Consider the following 17,320-nt stretch of genomic DNA (forward strand, 5'->3'; position numbering starts at 1 on the left):
CTTCTGGACCGCTCCTATCCGGAGCGTCCCGGAACCGCATCGCGCGGGGGCGCTCCGAACGAGGGTGCTCCGGGGGCCCGAGCGGAGTGGCCCATGCGAGCAAGCTCGTCGCTCGGCCCGAGCGGGACTCGTCGTGGGCCGGTCGGCGCTCGGACCCAGCGCTCCATGGGCGGGTCGGTGTGGGGAAACCCGGCCCGGTCCCAGTCGCGGAGCCCTGACCTGGTTCCCAGCGAGGTAGTTCCCCGGTCGGTCCGGGCGGATCGCCGCTCGGCCGGAGCGGGGGACGGGAAAGTCCGAAACGGTCCGAACCGTGGAGGTCCCGGAACCGGTCCGAGTCGGGAAGTCGCACGCTGGCCCTAGTCGGGGGTTTCGCGGGCTGGTCCTGGCCGGGGGAGTCTCGGCTGGGCCGGGCGGGGCCGTTTTTCTTGATCGGGTCTGGTGAGTGGCCTCCGGACCCGTCCCGGCCGGTGAGCGCGGGACGGTCCGATCGGGGCGGGCTCGCGTCGGTTTCATCCAGGGCGGCCGGTCGCCCGGTCGTCGGCGCCTCCAACGGCGTGCCGCGGGGATCTGCGGGCGCTCCGTACGGCGCGGAACTATCCCCCGCGTGTCACGCGAGGCGGAGGAGGGAGTCGACGCGATGGGGACCACCTCCCCCTGCGCCCGCGCTCGGGCCCGTGGCGCGGCGGATCGGCGTGCCGGGCCGGCGACCCGTCGACTGCCGGCGCCCGCCATCCGCCGGGCGCCGGGGCCCGTCGTCGGTCTGGGGCCGGGGCCCGCTGTCGGTCTGGGGCCGGAGTCCGCTGTCGGTCTGGGGCCGGAGTCCGTCCGTGCGGTCGTCGGTGTTCTGTCAGGGGGCGATCGCGACGCGTGCGTCACGGTCCGTCTCCGTCCCGGTGTCCGCGCCGGGTGCCGTGACGGTCGTACGGGACACGCGAAGGGCGGCGTGCGACGCGCCGCCCTTGGCGTAGGCCGCGAGGGGCGGTCGCGGGACGGGGCGGCCGCGGGGCCGGCACCTTGTGCGGCCCGGCCGGAGCGCCACCGCGGCCGTGTGGAGCGCTCCTTCGTCCGTGTGGTCCGGGTGATGGCGGCGCGGCGCGCCGGGCGCCCCGGCCGGGGTGGCGGACACGGCGGGGGAAACCGCTGGCCGCGTGGTGTGCGGGCCGGTGTTTGGGGGCCGGGCGCGGACGCCCGCTGCTCGTTTCGGCGCGGATGCCGCATCCTTGAGGTGTGGAGTTCCTCGGGGACGAGTCGGTCGAGCGGAAGGGGAGGGCGCAGGGGATGAGTTCCGGCGCACCTGCTCATAACGCTTCGGTGCACAACAACGGACGCGGTGCCGCGCGGAGTGCGGCCGCAGGGCACGATGGACCGATGCGCGACGACGAGGCGGTCACGGCCCCCGGGGCGATCGGCGCGCTCGTTCATCGCGCCGTCGACGGGGACGAGCAGGCCACGCATGATCTGCTCGCCCATGTCCACCCGCTCGCGCTGCGCTACTGCCGCACCCGGCTGTCCCGGCTGCCCGGCGACGCCCGGCACTTCGTGGAGGACCTGGCGCAGGAGGTCTGCGTCGCCGTCCTCCTCGCGCTGCCGCGCTACAAGGACACCGGCCGCCCCTTCGAGGCGTTCGTCTTCGCGATCGCCGCGCACAAGGTCGCCGACCTGCAGCGGGCCGCGATGCGCCACCCGGGATCGACGGCGGTGCCCTCCGACGAGATGCCGGAGCGGCCGGACGACTCCCTCGGCCCGGAGGAGCGCGCGCTGCTCAGCAGCGACGCGGAATGGGCCAAGAAACTGCTCGCGAACCTCCCCGAGAACCAGCGCGAGCTGCTGCTGCTGCGGATCGCCGTGGGGCTCACGGCAGAGGAGACCGGCCAGATGTTGGGAATGTCACCCGGGGCCGTCCGGGTGGCCCAGCACCGCGCCCTGAGCCGGCTGCGCGCGCTCGCCGAGCAGTAAGCACCGGCCGCCTGTTGAACCGCCCGGACCTCATTTTCGTACGAACATATGAAGCCCTGGGCCGGCCCGTACCGTGGAATGAGACGGGTTCATCTCCCGTTAGCATGGACATCCGCACCGATCAAGGCCATTTGGGGAAGGTGTCATGACTGCCAACGTCGACGGAGTGCCCGGAAAATTCGCGACACTCGGGCTGACCTACGACGACGTGCTGCTGCTGCCGGGCCCGTCGGACATGGCACCCGACGAGATCGACACCGCCTCGTACGTCTCCAAGAACGTGCGGGTGAACATCCCGCTGCTGTCCGCCGCCATGGACAAGGTCACCGAGTCCCGGATGGCCATCGCGATGGCCCGCCAGGGCGGCGTCGGCGTGCTGCACCGCAACCTGTCCATCGAGGACCAGGCCAACCAGGTCGACCTGGTGAAGCGCTCCGAGTCCGGCATGGTGACCGACCCGATCACCATCCACCCGGACGCCACGCTCGCCGAGGCGGACGCGCTGTGCGCGCGGTTCCGCATCAGCGGTGTCCCGGTCACCGACGGCGACAAGAAGCTGCTGGGCATCGTCACCAACCGCGACATGGCCTTCGAGACCGACCGCACCCGCCGGGTGCGCGAGGTCATGACGCCGATGCCGCTGGTCACCGGCAAGGTCGGCATCTCCGGCCCGGACGCCGTCGAGCTGCTGCGCAAGCACAAGATCGAGAAGCTGCCGCTGGTCGACGACGAGGGTGTCCTCAAGGGCCTGATCACGGTCAAGGACTTCGTCAAGGCGGAGAAGTACCCGAACGCCGCCAAGGACGCCGAGGGCCGGCTCATCGTCGGTGCCGCGGTCGGTGTCGCCGGTGACGCGTTCGAGCGCGCCCAGGCGCTGATCGAGGCGGGCGTCGACTTCATCGTCGTCGACACCGCGCACGGCCACTCCCGCCTGGTCGGCGACATGATCGCCAAGATCAAGTCGAACTCCTCCGGCGTCGACGTCATCGGCGGCAACGTCGCCACGCGGGACGGCGCCCAGGCCCTGGTCGACGCGGGCGCGGACGGCATCAAGGTCGGTGTCGGCCCCGGCTCGATCTGCACCACCCGCGTGGTCGCCGGCGTCGGCGTCCCGCAGGTCACCGCGATCTACGAGGCCGCGCAGGCGGCCCGCGCGGCCGGTGTCCCGGTCATCGGCGACGGCGGCCTGCAGTACTCCGGCGACATCGCCAAGGCCCTGGTCGCGGGCGCCGACACGGTGATGCTCGGCTCGCTGCTCGCGGGCTGCGAGGAGTCCCCGGGCGAGCTGCTGTTCATCAACGGCAAGCAGTTCAAGTCGTACCGCGGCATGGGCTCGCTGGGCGCCATGCAGTCCCGCGGCGACCGCAAGTCGTTCTCCAAGGACCGCTACTTCCAGGAGGGCGTCGCCTCCGACGAGCAGCTGATCCCCGAGGGCATCGAGGGCCAGGTGCCCTACCGCGGCCCGCTGTCCTCCGTCGTCCACCAGCTGGTGGGCGGCCTGCGCCAGTCGATGTTCTACGTCGGCGGCAAGACCGTGCCCGAGCTGCAGGAACGCGGCCGGTTCGTGCGGATCACCTCGGCGGGCCTCAAGGAGAGCCACCCGCACGACATCCAGATGACGGTCGAGGCGCCGAACTACAGCCGCAAGTAGTTCCCCAGGCTCGTCAGGGCGGCTCCGGAAGCTCCGGGGCCGCCCTTGTCGTACCGGTCGGGGATACTGGAAGGCGCTGAAACGCATCAGGGAAAGGCCACACACGTGACTGAGATCGAGATCGGGCGCGGCAAGCGCGGCCGCCGGGCGTACGCCTTCGACGACATCGCCGTCGTCCCCAGCCGCCGTACGCGGGACCCGAAGGAGGTCTCGATCGCCTGGCAGATCGACGCCTACCGCTTCGAGCTGCCCTTCCTGGCGGCCCCCATGGACTCGGTCGTCTCGCCGGCCACGGCCATCCGGATCGGCGAGCTGGGCGGCCTCGGCGTGCTCAACCTCGAGGGCCTGTGGACGCGGTACGAGGACCCGCAGCCGCTGCTGGACGAGATCGTCGGCCTGGACGCCGAGACGGCGACCCGCCGCCTCCAGGAGATCTACGCCGCGCCGATCAAGGAGGAGCTGATCGGGCAGCGCATCAAGGAGGTGCGCGACTCGGGCGTGGTCACCGCGGCCGCGCTCTCCCCGCAGCGCACCGCCCAGTTCTCCAAGGCCGTGGTGGACGCGGGCGTGGACATCTTCGTCATCCGCGGCACCACGGTGTCGGCGGAGCACGTGTCGTCCTCGCACGAGCCGCTGAACCTGAAGCAGTTCATCTACGAGCTGGACGTCCCGGTGATCGTCGGCGGCTGCGCCACGTACACCGCCGCCCTGCACCTGATGCGCACGGGCGCGGCGGGCGTGCTGGTCGGCTTCGGCGGCGGCGCCGCGCACACCACGCGCAACGTGCTGGGCATCCAGGTGCCGATGGCGACCGCCGTGGCGGACGTGGCGGCGGCCCGCCGGGACTACATGGACGAGTCCGGCGGCCGGTACGTGCACGTGATCGCGGACGGCGGCGTCGGCTGGTCCGGCGACCTGCCCAAGGCGATCGCCTGCGGCGCCGACGCGGTCATGATGGGCTCCCCGCTGGCCCGCGCCACCGACGCGCCCGGCCGCGGCCACCACTGGGGCATGGAGGCGGTCAACGAGGAGCTGCCGCGCGGCAAGAAGGTCGGCCTCGGCACGGTCGGCACCATCGAGGAGATCCTCACCGGTCCGTCCCACACCCCGGACGGCTCGATGAACTTCTTCGGGGCCCTGCGCCGCGCCATGGCCACCACCGGCTACAGCGAGCTGAAGGAGTTCCAGCGGGTCGAGGTCACGGTCGCGGACTCGCAGCACAGCCGCTAGTACCGCTGCCGTTGCCGCCGCTGCCCGAAGGGCTTCGCGGTACGCGGAAGGGCCCGTCCACCGGCGTGGACGGGCCCTTCCGCGTGCCGCGGGTGGCTCAGACGGCGGCCTTCTTCGCGCCGGAGAACGCCGCGAAGGCGCCGATCGCGAAGAACAGGAAGGTCATGGCGTCGGCCGACTCCTTCCAGGCCTCCGTGATGACGGCGAAGTGCTCGGTGCACATCTCGGTGGCGGAGACGCCGGCGATGTCGGCGGCGATCACGCCGACGCCGATGAGCTGGCCGACGTAGACCGCGCCGAGCGAGAGCAGCGCGCTGACCACGGGCAGCACCGGGTTCCCGCCGCCGACCTTGCCCGCGGCGAAGCCGACGAGGAAGCCGACGCCGATGGCGGCGTAGCCGATCTCGTACTCGGTGGCGCCGACGATGGCGCCGTAGATTCCGGCCGTGACCAGGGCCACGAGGACGGCGGTGACCAAGCCGAGGACGACGTTGCCGCCGCGGCCCGCGCCGACGGGCGCCGGGGGCACGGCACCGGGCTGCTGGGCGAACGGGTTGCCGCCGCCCGGCTGCTGGGCGGCGAACGGGTTGCCGTCGGCCGGCTGCTGAGGCTGCGGCGGAACTGACTGGGTCATGACAGGAATCCCCCCACGGGACGGGTCTGCGAGCGGCCCCGTACAGCTGTCCGACGGGGACGCCGAAGGGTAACAGGCGCACCCGTTCCGGCCACCAGTGAATTCTTGCCCGCACGGCCCTCAGAGCCGGTGCGCGGCGCCCGTCGGGGTCGCCCCGCGGGTGTCCAGCAGGAGCTGCGCCTTCACGGACAGGCCCTGCAGGTCGTAGGTGCGGTGGTGCTGGAGGAGGATCGTGAGGTCGGCGTCGGCCGCCGCCTCGTAGAGGGTGTCCGCGCGGGGCACCGGACGGTCCAGGACGCTCCAGGACGGCACGAGGGGGTCGTGGTAGCTGACGGACGCGCCCAGCTCCATCAGCCGTACGGCGATCTCCCGCGCGGGGGTGCCCTGCTGGTCACCGAGGTCGGGCTTGTAGGTCACGCCGAGCAGCAGCACGCGCGCGCCGCGCGCCGACTTGCCGTGCTCGTTGAGGAGGGCGGCGGCGCGCTGGACGACGTAGCGCGGCATCTGCTCGTTGACCTGCCGGGCCAGCTCCACCATGCGCAGGCCGCGCCCCGCCTGCCCGATGAGGTCCTGGGGGACGGCGTGGCCGCCGACGCCGGGGCCGGGGCGGAAGGCCTGGAAGCCGAACGGTTTGGTCTCCGCGCAGCGGATGACGTCCCACAGGTCGACGCCGAGGTCGTGACAGAGCACGGCCATCTCGTTGACCAGGGCGATGTTGACGTGCCGGTAGTTGGCCTCCAGCAGCTGGACCGCCTCCGCCTCGCGGGTCCCGCGCGCGCGGACCACCTTGTCGGTGAGCCGGCCGTAGAAGGCGGCGGCCGACTCGGTGCACGCAGGGGTGAGGCCGCCGATCACCTTGGGGGTGTTGGCGGGGGTGAAGGCGCGGTTGCCGGGGTCGACCCGGCTGGGGGAGTAGGCCAGGTGGAAGTCGCGGCCCGCGCGGAGCCCGGAACCCTCCTCCAGCAGGGGGCGCAGGAACTCCTCCGTGGTGCCCGGGTGCACGGGTGACTCCAGGATGACCGTGGTGTGCGGGCGCAGCCGCGGCGCCAGGGTGCGGGCGGCCGTCTCCACCTGGCTCAGGTCGAGCCCGCCGTCCGCGGCGCGCGGGGTGGGCGGGCAGATGACCGCGGTGCGCACCCGGCCGAGTTCGGCGGGGCCGACGGCGTGCCGGAAGCCCCCCGAGAGCATCCGGCGCAGTTCGGCGGGGCTGAGCGAGCCGGGCTCCGGGCCGGTCCGGTAGCCGACGGTGGGGATGCCGGCGGCGACGGCGGCCTGAGCCAGCGGAAGGCCGAGCGGGCCGAGTCCGATGACGGCGAGATCTGCGGGCATGGCGTGGGCCGTCCTTCCCAGTAACCGAAGCGGGACAGGTGCGCAAGCCCTGTGGACAGAACGAGCGAGCGCAATGTCAGACTAGGAGTAAATATGACCGATTTGCGGTATTGGGTGGCCGAGTTTCGGCGGGTGTTTCGGTGAGCGTCCCCGTGGGCGTTTCCGTGAGCGTTGTCCACAGGCTGTGGCCGCGTGGTGGCTGAAGCCGGGCATCCCGGTCAGAATTCGGGCAGAGGCATACGTGAGGGCATACCGGAACGGGTGCGCCCACGGGTGCGGCCGACGCGACGCGATGAGCGGGAGGCAGCGGTGAGGACAGGGACCCTGGGGCCGGCGCAGCGCGCCGAGTCGCTGGCATCGATGGCCGAGCACGAGCTGGACCTGCTGGTCGTGGGCGGTGGGGTGGTGGGCGCGGGCACGGCGCTGGACGCCGTCACCCGCGGTCTGTCCACCGGTCTGGTCGAGGCCCGCGACTGGGCGTCGGGCACGTCGAGCCGGTCCAGCAAGCTGATCCACGGCGGACTGCGCTATCTGGAGATGCTCGACTTCGCACTCGTGCGCGAGGCACTGAAGGAGCGCGGCCTGCTGCTGGAGCGGCTCGCCCCGCACCTGGTCAAACCGGTCCCGTTCCTCTATCCCCTCCAGCACAAGGGCTGGGAGCGGCTGTACGCCGGGTCGGGCGTCGCGCTCTACGACGCGATGTCCATGGCCCGCGGGCACGGCCGCGGCCTGCCCGTGCACCGGCACCTGAGCCGCCGTCACGCCCTGCGCGTGGCGCCCTGCCTGAAGAAGGACGCGCTCGTCGGCGCGCTCCAGTACTACGACGCGCAGATGGACGACGCCCGCTTCGTGGCCACCCTGGTGCGCACCGCGGTGGCCTACGGCGCGAAGGCCGCCAACCGCGCGCGGGTCACCGGCTTCCTGCGCGAGGGCGAACGGGTCGTCGGCGCGCGCGTGCAGGACGTCGAGGCGGGCGGGGAGTACGAAATCCGCGCCAAGCAGATCGTCAACGCCACCGGGGTGTGGACCGACGACACCCAGGCGATGGTGGGGGAGCGCGGCCGGTTCCACGTCCGCGCTTCCAAGGGCATCCACCTCGTCGTGCCCAAGGACCGCATCCACTCCACCACCGGGCTGATCCTGCGCACCGAGAAGTCCGTGCTGTTCGTCATCCCCTGGGGGCGGCACTGGATCGTCGGCACCACCGACACCGACTGGGACCTCGACAAGGCCCACCCCGCCGCCTCCAGCGCCGACATCGACTACCTGCTCGAACACGTCAACTCCGTCCTCGCGGTGCCCCTCACCCGCGACGACGTGGAGGGCGTCTACGCGGGCCTGCGCCCGCTGCTGGCCGGCGAGTCCGACGCCACCAGCAAGCTCTCGCGCGAGCACACCGTCGCCCACCCGGTGCCCGGCCTGGTCGTGGTGGCGGGCGGCAAGTACACGACGTACCGGGTCATGGCCAAGGACGCGGTCGACGAGGCGGTGCACGGACTCGACCTGCGGGTCGCCGAGTGCGTCACCGAGGACATCCCGCTGCTCGGCGCGGAGGGCTACCGCGCGCTGTGGAACGCGCGGGCGCGCATCGCCCAGCGCACCGGGCTCCATGTCGTACGCGTGGAACACCTGTTGAACCGGTACGGCTCCCTGGCCGAGGAGGTGTTCGACCTCATCGCCGGTGACTCCTCGCTGGGCGAGCCGCTGCCCGGCGCCGAGGACTATCTGCGCGCGGAGGTCGTCTACGCCGCCTCCCACGAGGGCGCCCGGCACCTGGACGACGTCCTGACCCGGCGCACCCGCATCTCCATCGAGACCTTCGACCGCGGCACCCGCTGCGCCCGCGAGGCCGCCGCGCTGATGGCCCCCGTGCTGGGCTGGGGCAAGGACCAGATCGAACGCGAGGTCCAGCACTACGAGAAGCGGGTCGAGGCCGAACGCGAGTCGCAGCGCCAGCCGGACGACCTGACGGCGGACGCGGCGCGCCTGGGGGCGCCGGACATCGTGCCGCTGTAGGGGGCGCGACAGAGTTCGTTCCGGTGCAGCGGGCGGCGGATCTGTGCCGGTGCGGGCGGGCGGCGGGGTGCGTGCCGGTGTGGCGCGCGCCGGAGGATGCCGCGTCGTCGTGGTCCGCGTCGGATGTCGAGTCGTTATGGTCCACGTGAGGGCCTCGCGCCGCTGTGGCCCCCGGCGTTCGCCGTGCGACGAACGGCATCTGAGGGGGCCTCAAGTCGGCGTATCCCGGACGTTTCCCCGCCGCGCGGCTACTGTTTCACCCGAACGAGTGTCACGAATCGGGATCTCTGTTCGGAACCGTCTCGTTCTACGGGTGCGGGGACAGAACCCCGCGGTGAGCGACGCCGTGAGCCACCCTGGGCGTCGGGCACTTGTCGGGTGAGGGACAATGGAGCCTCTGTCAGGGCGGGTTGCATGAGGGGACGCATGTCGGAGGCGGAGCGGGCGGGGACATCTCGTCAGGAGACTCGTCAGGACAACAGCGAGCGTCTCCTCGCCGGTCGGTACCGGCTGGGAGACGTGCTCGGCCGCGGAGGCATGGGCACGGTCTGGCGCGCCGTGGACGAGACCCTGGGCCGGACGGTCGCCGTCAAGGAGCTGCGGTTCCCGTCGAACATCGACGAGGACGAGAAACGCCGGCTGATCACGCGCACGCTGCGCGAGGCCAAGGCCATCGCGCGGATCCGCAACACCAGCGCGGTGACGGTCTACGACGTGGTCGACGAGGACGACCGCCCGTGGATCGTGATGGAGCTGGTCGAGGGCAAGTCGCTCGCCGAGGTGATCCGCGAGGACGGCCTGCTGGAGCCGCGGCGCGCCGCCGAGGTCGGCCTCGCCATCCTCGACGTGCTGCGCTCCGCGCACCGTGAGGGCATCCTGCACCGCGACGTGAAGCCGTCCAACGTGCTCATCGCCGACGACGGCCGGGTCGTGCTCACCGACTTCGGTATCGCCCAGGTCGAGGGCGACCCGTCCATCACCTCCACCGGCATGCTCGTCGGCGCCCCCTCGTACATCTCCCCGGAGCGCGCCCGGGGCCACAAGCCCGGCCCCGCCGCCGACCTGTGGTCCCTCGGCGGACTGCTCTACGCGGCGGTGGAGGGCACTCCGCCGTACGACAAGGGGTCCGCCATCGCCACGCTCACCGCGGTGATGACCGAGCCCCTGGAGGAGCCGAAGAACGCGGGCCCGCTGCGGGACGTCATCTACGGCCTGCTCACCAAGGACCCGGCCCAGCGGCTCGACGACGCGGGCGCACGGGCCATGCTCAAGGCCGTCATCAACGCGCCGGCGACCGCCGGACCGGAACCGGCCGACGCCACCAAGGTCGTCCCGCTGCCGGCCCAGCCGGGCACCCCGGCCACCGGTGGCGGAAGGCGCGGCGAGGAGGCGGCCGAGCGGCTGCGCGGCGCCCTGCGCTCCGCGCGCAAGGCCGCGGCGGGCACGGGCGTCGCGGCGGCGGACCGCGGCACCTCCGGCTCCGGCACCGGCTCCCCGGCCGGCACCCCCGCCGGAGCCTCCGCCCCGGCCGCGACGACCGGCCCGGCCAGCCCGACGACCCGGACACCGGGCCACGCCGGCACGGGCAACACCACCGCGACCGGCCGCGGTTCGGGCTGGCCCGTGATGACGCCGCCGCCGGACATGCCCGCGCGTCCCGTGCCCCGGGCGCCGCTCACCGACGTCGTGCCCCGGCGGACCCTGGTCGTCATCGCGGTCGCCGTGGTCGTCGCGGTGCTCGGTGTCGTCCTGGCCCTGACGCTCGGCGGCGACGACGACGGCACCAACCAGTCCCAGGACGCCGGGAAGACGGCCTCCGCGGGCGCGAGCGCGGACGCCGGCACCAAGGGCGACCCGAGCGGCGGTGTGCGCACCGACGGCTCGGCGACCGGCTCGGCCGGCTCCACGCCGGGTGCCACGGCGAGCGACGGCGGGGCCGGCGCGGACGACTCCGGGAAGGAGTCCGGCAAGGAGACCGGCAAGGACTCCGCGAGCGGCTCCGGCAAGGACGACGACATCGCCGCCGAGTCCACCCACCGGGGCGGGCAGGGCTACTCGATCGGCCTGCCCGACGGCTGGAAGTACCGGTCGTCGGACGCGGCGGGCGACCGCTTCACCGGCCCCGACGGCCAGAAGCTCCTCATCGGCTGGACCAGCACGCCCAAGGACGACCCGGTCGCGGACTGGAAGAACCAGGAGCGCTTCATGGTCCGCGCGCAGTACGACCGGATCCGGATAGAGCAGGTGGACTACCGGGGCTGGAACACGGCCGACTGGGAGTTCACCTACGTCGACGGCGGCACCAAGTACCGGACGATCGACCGAGGTTTCGTGGTCGACGACGACCAGGGCTACGCGTTGATGTACACGGCGAAGGCCGCCAAGTGGGACAGCGAGCTGCGCGGAATCACCTGGCGGACCTTCACGAAGACCTTCGAACCCAAGGCGTGACCGGCCCCGGGACCGGTTCGCGGACCTGATATCTCGCATCCCCTCCGTACGGCTTGACTCCGGCACGTATCGTGAGTGCTTGCGAACCGTGCGCATCCGGAACCGGTGTATCCGGAACCGGACACCGGACGAACGGAACCGACAGCAGGGCGGCCGGGGGAGGCAACGTGGACGACTATGCGGGACGGGTCCTCGCCGACCGCTACCGCCTGCCGCTGCCCCCCGCCGACGCGTACGAACTCACCGAGACCCGCGCCTTCGACACCTACAGCGGACAGGAAGTCCTCGTCCGGCAGGTGCCGTTGCCGGAGGTCGTGGAGGCGGAGGTGCTGGACGCCGACGGGCTGCCCGACGGCTTCACGGCCCGCGACCGCTCCACCCGGCGGCCGGGTGCCGCCGCCGGACGGACCGGCGGGGGAGTGCGGCGGCCCGCGGACCCGGTGGTGCGCCGGGCGGTGGAGGCCGCGCAGGCCGCGGCCCGCATCCCCGATCATCCGCGACTCGACCAGGTCTTCGACGTGTTCGCCGAGGGCGGCTCGCTGTGGATCGTCAGCGAGCTGGTGCCCGCGCGGCCGCTGGCGGCGCTGCTCGCCGAGAAGCCCCTGACTCCCTACCGGGCGGCCGAGGTCGCCTCCGACGTCCTGATGGCCCTGCGGGTCCTGCACGCCCACGGCTGGGTGCACCGCAACATCACCGCCCGCACGGTCCTCGTCTGCGACGACGGCCGCGTCGTGCTGACCGGCCTCGCGGTCGGCGCGGCGGAGGAGGCGCTGTGCGGGTACGACCCCGTGCCGCCGCCCGAGGACGGCCCGGAGGGCGAGAGCGAGGGCGCCGGGGACGGCCACTGGGGCGCCGATGCCGGTGCTGCCGGTGGCGGGCCCGCCGGCTCCGCCGCGGACGCGTACGGAGGCCCGGCCGGCGGGTCGTACGGAGGCCCGGCCGGCGGATCCAGCCCAGGCCCGGCCGGAGGCGCGTACGCAGGCCCGGCCCGCGGGACGTTCGCGGGCCCTGCCGGAGGCGGGCACGCCGGCCCCGGCGCGGGCGGGCACATGGGCCCGGCGGGCGGTCTGGCGGGCGCGGATCCCGAGGCCGCGCGGCGGGCCGCGATCGAGGCGCGGGCGGCCGGCGGACTGCCGGGCACCGAGCGGACCGACGGCAGGGGAACGCCCCGCGGAGCGAGAACTCCCGACAGCGGTGACGACATCAGGGCCGCGCGGGCCGGGGCGATCGCCGCGTACCGCGCGGGAGCACGCGCCGCCGCCCGGGTGCAGGAAGCCCGGCACAGCGGCGCCACCGCTCTTCCCGGCGCCCGCCCCGCCCCCGACGACGACCGGTCCGCACCGGCACCGCGGCCCTACTCCGGCGCCCCGGACGCCGCCCCCCGTACGCCCGGCGACGGCGCCGCCGACGCCCCTCCGCCGGGCCGGATAGCCGACCCGTACGGCGTCCGCGCCACCACCCCGTGGCACGGCGCGTCCCCGCGCCCCGGACAGCCGGCGGAGGGCGGCCACTCCCAGGACCACCCCCACCGCCCCGGCGACCCCCACCGCCCCGGTGCCGCCGCGTCCCGGCCGGGCCCGCCCGCCCTCCCGGCGAGCGGTGCCTACGGCTCGGGCAGGCCGCAGCCGGGCGTCCCGGCGCAGTACGGCGGCCCCCGCCCGCCGGACGACGACCGGACCCTGCCCGCCCAGCAGAGCGCCCGTACGGGGCTCCCGTCCAGCGGCGGCCCGGAGCAGCCCGGCGGAGGCTGGGACGACGTCGCGGCGGGAGCGCCCGCCCGCCGGGGACCGGCGACCGCGCTCGCCGCCGAGCGGGCCCGGCAGGCCCGTATGGCCGTGGTGGGCCCGGTGACCGAGCGCTGGGCGCCCGAGCAGGCCGGGCCGGTGCACGAGAACTGGCAGCTGGCACCGCCCATCGGGCCCGCGACCGACCTGTGGGCGCTGGGCGCGCTGCTGTTCCGCGCCGTCCAGGGCCACGCGCCGTACCCCGAGGAGTCGACGGCGGAGCTGGTGCAGATGGTGTGCGCCGAGCCGCCCGCGTACGCCGAGGAGTGCGGACCGCTGCGCCCGGTCGTCGAGTCGCTGCTGCGTCAGGACCCCACCGATCGCCTGGACTTCGAGGAGCTGCGCGGCTGGCTGCGCTCCCTGGTGCGCTCGGCGCCCGAGCCGGAGGCCGGGCTGCACGTGGTGGCCGCGCCGCCCGCCGGCACCGGCCGGCTGCCGGTCGTACGCCGCCGCGGCGAGCTGGTGCGCAGGCGGCGCGCCGGGCTGCCGGTGCACCAGGGACGGCACAAGCGGGGCAAGGAGAAGGAGCGTTCACCGCGCAGCCTCGGCCGCGCCCTGCTCCTGCTGGTGCTGCTCGGCCTCGGCGCGGCGATCGCGTACGCGATGCTGTTCATGCCGAAGGCCGGGGAGAACGGCGGCACGGACGGCGCCGAACGCACCGGTGCGGCAGGGCAGGTGAGCGAGGCGCCCGCCCCGCCGGACGACGCGAGCGGCCGGCCCGACACCGACCAGGCCGGCCCCGGCACCGGCGCGCCCTCCGGATCGGCCGGTTCCACCCACACCCAGACCACCGGCCCCAAGACGGTCGACGGCTTCCGTCTGCGCACCGACCCCGAGGGCTTCCGGGTCGCCGTGGCCGAGGACTGGCGCCGCACCCCGAAGAACGGCAGCGGCCAGGTGGTCTACGGCAAGGGCGACTTCGAGCTGATCGTCGTCCCCGGACGGGACGCGGCGGACGAGTACGGCGACGACCCGATGGCGTACCAGCGCGAGCGCGAGCCGGAGCTGCGGCCGTACCGCGAGTCGAGCTGGGCGTCCGCGACCGGACTGAGGTCCATTCAGGTCGGCGAACGGGCCATGGCGGAGGGGCAGTACACCTGGACCGGCGACGACGGCGACGAGCTGTTCGTGCGCAACCTGGCGATCCTGGTCGACGGCCGCTATCACGTCCTGCAACTGCGCGGCCCGGAGTCCGAACGCGACGAGGTGAACCGGCTGTACGAGCAGGCGGCCGCGACCTACCAGGTCACGGGCTGACCACACCTGAACGACCGTCGGCGCGCCGTGGACCGCCGTTGGCCCGCGCGTTTCCCGAGGTTGGCCGAACGGTTCCCGTCCGTCACGGAAAGCGACAACCGTCACAGTGCGGTCTCCGTGCCGCCCCCGTGGTTCCCCGGACGGGGGCGGCTCCTTACGCTGACCCTGTCAAGAGCATTGCGGGGAAACGTGAATCAGATGCAGGGCCTGCTCCTCGGGGGCCGCTACCGGCTCGACGCCGCCATCGGCAGCGGCGGCATGGGCCGGGTGTGGCGCGCCCACGACGAGGTGCTGCACCGCGCCGTCGCCATCAAGGAGCTGACCGCCGCGCTCTACGTCTCCGAGAGCGACCGGGCCGTGCTGCTGGCCCGCACCCGCGCCGAGGCGCGCGCGGCGGCACGGATCAACCACTCCGCCGTCGTCACCGTGCACGACGTGCTGGAACACGACGGCCGTCCGTGGATCGTGATGGAGCTGGTCGAAGGCCGCTCGCTCGCCGACGCGGTCAAGGCGGACGGCCGGATCGAGCCCGCCGAGGCCGCCCGGATCGGCCTGTGGGTGCTGCGCGCCCTGCGCGCCGCGCACACCGCCGGCGTCCTGCACCGGGACGTCAAACCCGGCAACGTGCTGCTCGCCCACGACGGCCGGGTGCTGCTCACCGACTTCGGCATCGCGCAGATCGACGGCGACACCACCATCACCCGCACCGGCGAGGTCGTCGGCTCGGTCGACTTCCTCGCCCCCGAACGCATCCGCGGCCACGACCCCGGCCCCGCCTCCGACCTGTGGGCGCTCGGCGCCACGCTCTACACGGCGGTGGAGGGCAGCTCGCCGTTCCGCCGCACCTCGCCGCTGTCCACCATGCAGGCCATCGTCGAGGAGGAGCCCGCCGAGCCCGGCCACGCCGGTCCGCTGGCGCCCGTCATCGCCGCCCTGCTGCGCAAGGAGCCCGCCGCCCGGCCCGCCTCCGCGGCGGCCGAACACCTGCTCGCCGAGGCGGCGGAGGGCCGGCGCCCGCACATCGCGCCGTACGAGGCGACCCGCCCCGTCGGTCCCCGCCCGACGGCGGCCGACACCCGGGCCCACACCCGCCCGGACGCCACCGCCACCACCCCTGCCGCCGGGCCCGGCACCCCCGCGCCCCGGCGGCGCCGGCTGCGCACCCTGGCACTGGTCGTCGCCGTGGCCGCGATCGTCGGCGGCGGCACCGCGGCGGCCTGGCAGACCTGGGGCGCCGGCACCGGCGCCGACGGCATCCGGACCGGCGCCGCCACCTCGTCGACCACCGGCGACGGCTCCCCGACGACCCTGCCCGACGGCTGGGCACGCGTCGACGACCCGGCGGGTTTCAGCCTCTCCGTGCCCGGCGACGACTGGGAGCGGAGCGTCTACAGCGACGACGGCGAGCTGACCCAGATCGACTACTCGCCCGACGGCGGGGTGCACCTGCTGCGCATCGCCGTCGACCTCTCGCCCGACTTCGACAACGCGCGCGACCACCAGCTCGACCTGGAGCAGCAGGTCGGGCGGCTCGCCGGGTACCGGCGGGTGTCGCTGGCGGACAAGCTCTACCGGGACCGTCAGGGCTCCCTGTGGGAGTACACGTGGACCGCGCTGGAGCGGGACCCCGGACCCTACGTCGGCCCGCGCCGCGCCATCGACCACATGTACCTCAGCCGGGACGGCGTCGAGTACGCGATCTACATGGCCGGCCCGGCGGACGACTGGGAGACCACGCGGGAGCAGTTCGGCACGGTGCTGCGCAGCTGGCGGCCGGCGCACGGGTGATGGGCGGCGGCCCGCTGACCGAAAGCGTCTGACGGACCGTCGGTTGTCGGCCAACCTGCGGCTTTCCCCCCGGAGGCGGTGGCTCCGGCTGGGGCATCATGGGCCCATGGGGACCGAGCGGACGGACGGCCGGGTCATCGCGGGGCGATACCGGCTGGAGGCGCTGCTCGGCCGCGGCGGCATGGGCCTCGTCTGGCGGGCCACCGACCAGCTGCTGCGGCGGCGGGTGGCCGTAAAGGAGATCGCGCAGGACGCGTCCCTCTCGCCGGAGGAGGCGCGGCGCCAGTGCGACCGCATCCTGCGCGAGGCCCGTGCGGTGGCGCGACTGAGCCATCCGCACGTCATCGTCGTGCACGACGTCGTGGTCCACGACGAACGGCCGTACATCGTCATGGAGCTGATCGACGGCGGCTCCCTCGCCGACCGCATCGCCCGGCACGGGCCGGTCGACGCGTACGAGGCCGCGCGCATCGGCGTCCATCTGCTGGGCGCGCTGCGCACCGCGCACGCGGCCGGGGTACTGCACCGCGATCTCAAGCCCGCCAACGTGCTGATCGAGTCCGGCACCGGCCGGGTCGTGCTCACCGACTTCGGCGTCGCCCAGGTGCCGGGCGCCACGACGCTCACCGAGTCCGGCTCCTTCGTCGGCTCCCCCGAGTACACCGCCCCGGAGCGGATGTCCGGCGCCGGCACCGGACCGGCCTCGGACCTGTGGTCGCTGGGCGTGCTGCTGTGCACGGCGCTCAGCGGCCACTCGCCGTTCCACCGCGACACCCTCGGCGGCATCCTGCACGCCGTGGTGGACGACCAGATCCGGCCGCCCGCGCAGGCGGGGCCCCTGCTGCCGGTCGTGCAGGGCCTGTTGGAGCGCGACCCCGAGCGGCGGCTGGACGCGGCGGAGGCGGAGCGGATGCTGCGCGCGTTCCGGGAGACGGGGCGGATGCCGCTGCCCCGCGGCGGGACGGCGCGCGGGCCGCGCGACCGGCTGGTGACCGCGTTGCTGGTGGCCGCGATGGCGGCGGCGGGGGTGTCGGCGGCGGCGCTGCTGATGACCGGCGGGGGCGGCGAGGGCGGGGACCCGCCGGTGAGTCCGGGGCCGAGCGTGACGGTGACGGCGACCGTCACGTCGTCGGTCACCGCCGAGTCCGGGATAAACAGAAGATAAGCCGCACCGCGGGTCACGGCTCTGTGACCGCTCCTGCGTGAAGTGGATGCGTGGGCGCC

Annotated in this window: 10 protein-coding genes; 8 read left to right on the forward strand and 2 right to left on the reverse strand. The window is 74.0% G+C overall.

Features of this window, described 5'->3' with window-relative positions; genetic code table 11:
• Positions 1-1,368 precede the first annotated feature (1,368 nt).
• From G7Z13_RS21335 to G7Z13_RS21345, 3 genes are all read left to right on the forward strand, one after another.
• On the forward strand, positions 1,369-1,956 hold the full coding sequence (locus G7Z13_RS21335) for a sigma-70 family RNA polymerase sigma factor (protein ID WP_166001652.1): 588 nt from the start codon (positions 1,369-1,371) through the stop codon (positions 1,954-1,956).
• A gap of 145 nt (positions 1,957-2,101) precedes the next feature.
• Positions 2,102-3,607: an IMP dehydrogenase gene (gene guaB, locus G7Z13_RS21340; protein ID WP_166001654.1), complete on the forward strand. Its 1,506-nt coding sequence runs from the start codon at positions 2,102-2,104 to the stop codon at positions 3,605-3,607.
• 105 nt (positions 3,608-3,712) lie between these two features.
• Positions 3,713-4,837, forward strand: a complete 1,125-nt coding sequence (locus G7Z13_RS21345; protein ID WP_166001656.1) for a GuaB3 family IMP dehydrogenase-related protein — start codon at positions 3,713-3,715, stop codon at positions 4,835-4,837.
• Between the two features lie 97 nt (positions 4,838-4,934).
• Here G7Z13_RS21345 and G7Z13_RS21350 read toward each other — a convergent pair whose 3' ends face one another.
• The gene (locus G7Z13_RS21350; RefSeq protein WP_166001658.1) at positions 4,935-5,471 is read right to left on the reverse strand and encodes a hypothetical protein; all 537 of its coding nucleotides are present in this window, start codon (positions 5,469-5,471) and stop codon (positions 4,935-4,937) included.
• Between the two features lie 120 nt (positions 5,472-5,591).
• Complete coding sequence (locus tag G7Z13_RS21355; protein WP_166001660.1) at positions 5,592-6,800, reverse strand: nucleotide sugar dehydrogenase; 1,209 nt, start codon at positions 6,798-6,800, stop codon at positions 5,592-5,594.
• A gap of 309 nt (positions 6,801-7,109) precedes the next feature.
• On the opposite strand from G7Z13_RS21355, the gene G7Z13_RS21360 reads away from it, so the two are divergent.
• The 5 genes from G7Z13_RS21360 (at position 7,110) to G7Z13_RS21380 (ending at position 17,261) form a co-directional block, all read left to right on the forward strand.
• On the forward strand, positions 7,110-8,816 hold the full coding sequence (locus tag G7Z13_RS21360) for a glycerol-3-phosphate dehydrogenase/oxidase (RefSeq protein ID WP_166001662.1): 1,707 nt from the start codon (positions 7,110-7,112) through the stop codon (positions 8,814-8,816).
• A 426-nt stretch (positions 8,817-9,242) separates the two neighbouring features.
• Positions 9,243-11,267 (forward strand): serine/threonine-protein kinase, encoded by a 2,025-nt coding sequence (locus G7Z13_RS21365; RefSeq protein WP_166001664.1) that lies wholly within the window; start codon positions 9,243-9,245, stop codon positions 11,265-11,267.
• A gap of 167 nt (positions 11,268-11,434) precedes the next feature.
• Positions 11,435-14,308 (forward strand): protein kinase, encoded by a 2,874-nt coding sequence (locus G7Z13_RS21370; RefSeq protein WP_166001666.1) that lies wholly within the window; start codon positions 11,435-11,437, stop codon positions 14,306-14,308.
• Positions 14,309-14,506: 198 nt separating this feature from the next.
• Positions 14,507-16,096 carry a serine/threonine-protein kinase gene (locus tag G7Z13_RS21375; RefSeq protein ID WP_166005169.1) on the forward strand — a complete coding sequence of 530 codons (1,590 nt, stop codon included), beginning with the start codon at positions 14,507-14,509 and terminating at the stop codon, positions 16,094-16,096.
• Positions 16,097-16,202: 106 nt separating this feature from the next.
• Positions 16,203-17,261, forward strand: coding sequence for a serine/threonine-protein kinase (locus G7Z13_RS21380; RefSeq protein WP_166001668.1), 1,059 nt, complete (start codon positions 16,203-16,205; stop codon positions 17,259-17,261).
• Positions 17,262-17,320 lie beyond the last annotated feature (59 nt).

The sequence above is a fragment of the Streptomyces sp. JB150 genome (genome assembly GCF_011193355.1).
Taxonomy (GTDB): domain Bacteria; phylum Actinomycetota; class Actinomycetes; order Streptomycetales; family Streptomycetaceae; genus Streptomyces.